At 72.1% G+C, this 4,581-nt stretch carries 5 protein-coding genes and 1 pseudogene; all 6 read left to right on the top strand.

What is annotated here, in order from left to right; genetic code table 11:
* Nucleotides 1–556, top strand: a 556-nt coding sequence (locus tag QZW52_RS18605; protein WP_294001524.1) for an XdhC family protein, incomplete at its 5' end; no start/stop codon positions are given.
* 3 nt (nucleotides 557–559) lie between these two features.
* Complete coding sequence (locus QZW52_RS18600; RefSeq protein WP_294001522.1) at nucleotides 560–1,240, top strand: nucleotidyltransferase family protein; 681 nt, start codon at nucleotides 560–562, stop codon at nucleotides 1,238–1,240.
* A gap of 15 nt (nucleotides 1,241–1,255) precedes the next feature.
* Nucleotides 1,256–1,969: a putative 2OG-Fe(II) oxygenase gene (locus QZW52_RS18595; RefSeq protein WP_294001519.1), complete on the top strand. Its 714-nt coding sequence runs from the start codon at nucleotides 1,256–1,258 to the stop codon at nucleotides 1,967–1,969.
* On the top strand, nucleotides 1,950–3,206 hold the full coding sequence (locus QZW52_RS18590; protein ID WP_294001516.1) for a hypothetical protein: 1,257 nt from the start codon (nucleotides 1,950–1,952) through the stop codon (nucleotides 3,204–3,206). Before QZW52_RS18595 ends, QZW52_RS18590 begins: the two co-directional genes overlap by 20 nt.
* Entirely contained in the window at nucleotides 3,203–4,249 is a 1,047-nt protein-coding gene (locus QZW52_RS18585; protein WP_294001513.1) for an XdhC family protein, read from the top strand. The genes QZW52_RS18590 and QZW52_RS18585 overlap by 4 nt, the downstream gene beginning before the upstream one ends.
* A 34-nt stretch (nucleotides 4,250–4,283) precedes the next feature.
* A pseudogene (locus QZW52_RS18580) lies at nucleotides 4,284–4,581 on the top strand (amidohydrolase); the annotation flags it as partial.

The raw sequence follows: 4,581 nt of genomic DNA, 5'->3' as shown, positions 1-4,581 counted from the left end.
GCCCGTGGCGGTCGCACTGGCCGGGCTGGCCCCCCGCGTGGGCCTGCAGGTCACCGTGGTGGCGCACGCGGCCGAGGCGGCGCGCTTTCCCGATGCCGCCGAGGTGATCGCCAGCGACGACGCCGACGCCGTGGCCGCGCAGGTTGCGCCGGGTGCGCTGGTGGTGGTGGCCACGCAAGGCCAGCGCGACCTGCAAGGTTTGCGCACGGCGCTGGCGCTGCGTGCCCGGCAGGTGAGCTTCGTGGCCAGCGCCCGCAAGGCGCAGGTGCTGCGCTCGGCGCTGGTCGCCGCCGGGCAGGACGCCGCGGCCGTGGCCGCCATCGTCGCGCCGGCAGGCCAAGCCATTGGTGCGCAGTCGCCCGAGGAGATCGCGCTCTCGGTACTGGCCGCCGTGGTGGCGGCGCGGCGGGCCGCACCGCAGCAGGGTTCAGCCGCTGCAGACCCGGTAACGCCTGCAACCCCAACGCCGGTCGCGGCCCGACACACGCCATTGCCGCTGCCATTGCCGCTGCCCGACCTGCCCCCGATCGCAGGTTCGTGCTGCGGTGGAGCCTGAGCCATGGGGTGCATTCTCAAAGGGGGTGGCGGGCTGTACAGCCGTCTGGCGGTGGGCGCCGTGCTGCTGGCGGCTGGTGCGGGTTCGCGCATGGGTGGCAGACCCAAGGCCTTGCTGGAGCTGGGTGGGGTGCCACTGATACGGCGCCAACTGATTGCCCTGTCGGGTGCGGGCGTGGACGAGGTGGTGGTGGTGCTGGGCCACCATGCCGAGCTGATTGAACCGATGGTCCACAGCTTCCCGGTCACGCTGGTGCGCAACCTGAACCCGGACGAGGGCCAGACCTCGTCGCTGCGCCTGGGCCTGCAGGCGCTGACCGGCCGGCACGATGCCGTGCTGGTGGCGCTGGCCGACCAGCCCTTGATCAACGCACAGGACATCAGCGCCGTGATCGGTGCTTTCAAGAAACGCGCCGAAGGCACCGCCGTGGTGGTGCCCACCGTGGACGGCAAGCCGGGCAACCCGGTGGTCTTCAGCGCCGAGGTGCAGCAGCAGATCCTGGCGGGTGACGCCAGTGTGGGGTGCCGCCAGTGGCGTGCCGCGAATCCGCAGGCCGTGTCCTTCTTTGCCACCGACAACCGGCGCTACCGGGTGGACGTGGACACGCTGGACGACATTGCCCGTTTCGAGCGCGAGACCGGCCACGCCCTGCGCTGGCCGGCCGCACTGGTGCCGGCGGCCTGAGCCTCGTTCACGGCCATGACGCTGAACGCCGGTTTCCACACACTGTGGCCCACCCCGCTGGGCCTCCACCGCTACCCTGCCGCCGCGGCGCTCAACCCGCTGCTGGTGCGCATGTTCGGTGCCCTGCGTGCCACCCAGTCCGCCGTGCGCGGTGAAGCGCCAGGGGCTTTCTTCGCCAGCGACGACGATCTGCTGCAACGCGTGCAGTTGCCCGAGTGGCAGGGCCTGGTGCGCTACTTCGTGGAATGCCTGCGCGACACGGTGACGCAGGCCAACCGCGGCGCCTGGCCCGCCAGCACCGAGCGCACCGGCCTGTCGCTGCAAGTGGCCATCGAGGGCCTGTGGTTCCAGTGCGCGAACCGCAATGCCTTTCACGACGTGCATACCCACGGCAACTGTTCCTGGTCGGGCGTGTACTGCGTGCAGGTGGACCCGCCGGAGCGCCGCTGCACCCACCCGACCCACGGCGAACTCAACGGCACCACCCGCTTCTACGGCCCGCCGTTTGCCCGGCTGGGCGGTGCGCATGTGGACCTGGGCAACGCCTACCTGCAGCCGGCGCATGTGGACGTGGCCCCGTTGCCCGGACAACTGGTGCTGTTCCCCTCCTGGCTGGCCCACCAGGCCCTGCCGTATGAAGGCGAACTCGACCGCATGGTCATCTCGTTCAACGCCAGCATTCACCAGGCCCACGGCACGGACCGCCTGCATGGCTACCGGGCGGCCTGAACCCTCCGGCCTGGCGCTGCGACTGGCGCTGGTGCGCACGCTGGCCTGGGCTTTGCTGATCGGGGGGTGGCTGGTGCTGGGTGCCCTGGGCCGACAGCATCTGCCCCTGTGGGCGGGTGGTCAGGCACCGGTCGCCCTGTGGCTGGTGACCATGGCGGGCGGGCTGGCGCTGCTCAAGGACCGCCGGCTGTCGATGCCCACCCTGCGCATGGCTCTGGTGGGTACTGGCGGGGTTGCTGCGGCAGCCCTGCTGGCGCTGAACCACCGCAGTGGTCCGGCGGGAGGCTGGGTGCTGCTCGCCTCCGGCGCCTGGGGCGTGCTGCTGCTGGGCGCGTCGTTCTGCGTCCAGGCGCTGCGCCGGGCCGGCACACAACGCCCGCCGGCCCCTTTTTCGGCCGCTGTCGCGGGGGCGGTGCTGTCATGGGCGGTGGCCGGTGACTTGGTCGCCGTCAGTCGATCCGCCGACGGGGTGGCGCTGGCCGTGCTGGTGGCGGCGCTGGCGGCGGCGGCGCTGGCGCCACACGGCGTCAAGGCGGTCAGCGCCTGCCGCGCCGGCCTGTTCGACTGCGCGCTGCACCTGCCGGGCTGGCGCCCTTGGCGAGACCCGGCGCAGTGGCCGCACCTCGCCGCCGCGTTGGTGATGTTGCCCATGATGGCCGCCCTGTCGCGCATGTCCGAGTGGTGTGGCGCTGACGATGGCATGGCGCTGTCCGCCCCCGCGACCGTGGCGCTGCACCTCGGGGCGATGCTGCTGCCCGCCTGGGGGCTGAACTTCACGCTGCGGCACGGCCCCCAGGCCGCCGGGCTGCCCGCCGCGGTGTCACCGAAGCTGCTTCGGGCCGGCGTTGCCTTGGCCATGCTCGCCAGTGGCCCGGTCCTGCTGATCTGGCCGGGCTTTGCCGGGCTGATGGCCGCCTCGCTCTGGCAGGCCGTGGCCTGGAGCCTGGCCTGGTGCCTCTCGATGCAGGCGCTGCCGGTGCCGCAACGGCCGACCCCGCCACCGACCCCGCCACCGGCCTCGCCACTGGCCTCGCTGTGGGGGTTTGTCGGCCGCATCGTCCCCTTGGCGGCCAGCGGCGGCGCCGTGCTCGCCTTGGGGGTGGCGATGGACGCCGCCGGCCCGGACGCCCTGGCCACCGTCCATGCCACGCTGGCGGCGCTGGCCATGGCGGGTGCCGCATGGCCGTTGATGCGCGACAGACCCGTTACCCCGCCGACCCAGGAACACCCCACATGAACAGCATGGACATCGAAGTCCTCCACACGGCCCTGCACTGGCTGGAGACCGGCCACCGCGTCACGCTGGGCACGGTGGTGCGCACCTGGGGGTCGGCGCCGCGTCCACCAGGCTCGCTGATGGTCATCCGGGACGATGGTCAGGTGGCAGGCTCGCTGTCCGGCGGCTGCATCGAGGACGACTTGATCCGCCGCGTGGCGCGGGGCGAGCTGGCGGTGCGGCTGCCGCAGCTCACCACCTACGGTGCCAGTGCCGAAGAAGCCCGGCGCTTTGGCCTGCCTTGCGGGGGCACGGTGCAGGTGGTGCTGGAGCCGCTGTCCGCACGGTCGCAGCTTCACGAACTGCTGGCGGCCGTGCAGGGGCACCAGCGCGTGACACGCCAGATCGATCTCGCCACCGGCACCGTGCAGTTGGTGCCCGCCGTGGACGGCGACACCCTGCAGTTCGACGGCACGGTGCTGCGGACGGTGCATGGCCCCAGCCTGCGCCTGCTGATCATCGGCGGCGGCCAGCTCTCGCGCTACTTGGCGGCGATGGCCGTGATGCTGGACTACCGCGTGACCATCTGCGAGCCGCGCGAGGAGTACCACGAAGGCTGGCAGGCGATGGAGGGCGTCACCCTGTCGCCCAGCATGCCGGACGACCTGGTGCTGGCGATGGCGCTGGACGCCAACAGCGCCGTGGTGGCCGTCACCCACGACCCCAAGCTGGACGACCTGGCCCTGATGGAGGCGCTGCGCACGCCGGCCTTCTACGTTGGCGCACTGGGTTCGCGCCGCAACAACGACACCCGCCGTGAACGCTTGCAGCAGTTCGACGTGAGTGCGGCCGAGGTAGCACGCCTGCGCGGTCCCGTGGGCCTGAACCTGGGCGGGCTGACGCCACCAGAGATCGCGCTGAGCATCCTCGCCGAGATGACCGTGCGGCGGCGTGGCGCCGCGGCACAGGCGGGAGGGCTGCTGGACTGGAGCGGCTCCACCACAGCGTGCCGTGCGGCTGTGGACAACACACTTCCCGTCGAACTTGTCCGACAGCCCCGCTAAGATGGCCCGAAACGCACCCTGCGAGTCCCACGCCATGAACGCCCCCGACCTTTCCCCCCTCGTCGCGCTCCGCCGCGACATCCACGCCCATCCCGAACTCTGCTTCGAGGAGGTCCGCACCGCCGACGTGATCGCCGAGACGCTCGCCGGCTGGGGCATCCCGGTCCACCGGGGCCTGGGGAAAACGGGCTTGGTCGGCATCGTCAAGGGCACGGCGGGCGAATCGTCCCGCGCCATCGGCCTGCGCGCCGACATGGACGCGCTGCCGATGACCGAGCACAACACCTTCGCCCACGCCAGCCGCCACCCCGGCAAGATGCACGCCTGCGGCC

The organism is Sphaerotilus sp. (genome assembly GCF_013299175.1).
Lineage (GTDB): Bacteria > Pseudomonadota > Gammaproteobacteria > Burkholderiales > Burkholderiaceae_C > Sphaerotilus.
The sequence above is the reverse complement of the archived record's forward strand: the minus strand, read 5'-3'. Positions and strand labels throughout refer to the sequence as shown.

Coding starts and splice junctions, on each gene's coding strand:
- QZW52_RS18600 (WP_294001522.1), top strand. CDS start 560: ATGGGGTGCATTCTCAAAGGGGGTGGCGGGCTGTACAGCCGTCTGGCG.
- QZW52_RS18585 (WP_294001513.1), top strand. CDS start 3,203: ATGAACAGCATGGACATCGAAGTCCTCCACACGGCCCTGCACTGGCTG.
- QZW52_RS18595 (WP_294001519.1), top strand. CDS start 1,256: ATGACGCTGAACGCCGGTTTCCACACACTGTGGCCCACCCCGCTGGGC.
- QZW52_RS18590 (WP_294001516.1), top strand. CDS start 1,950: ATGGCTACCGGGCGGCCTGAACCCTCCGGCCTGGCGCTGCGACTGGCG.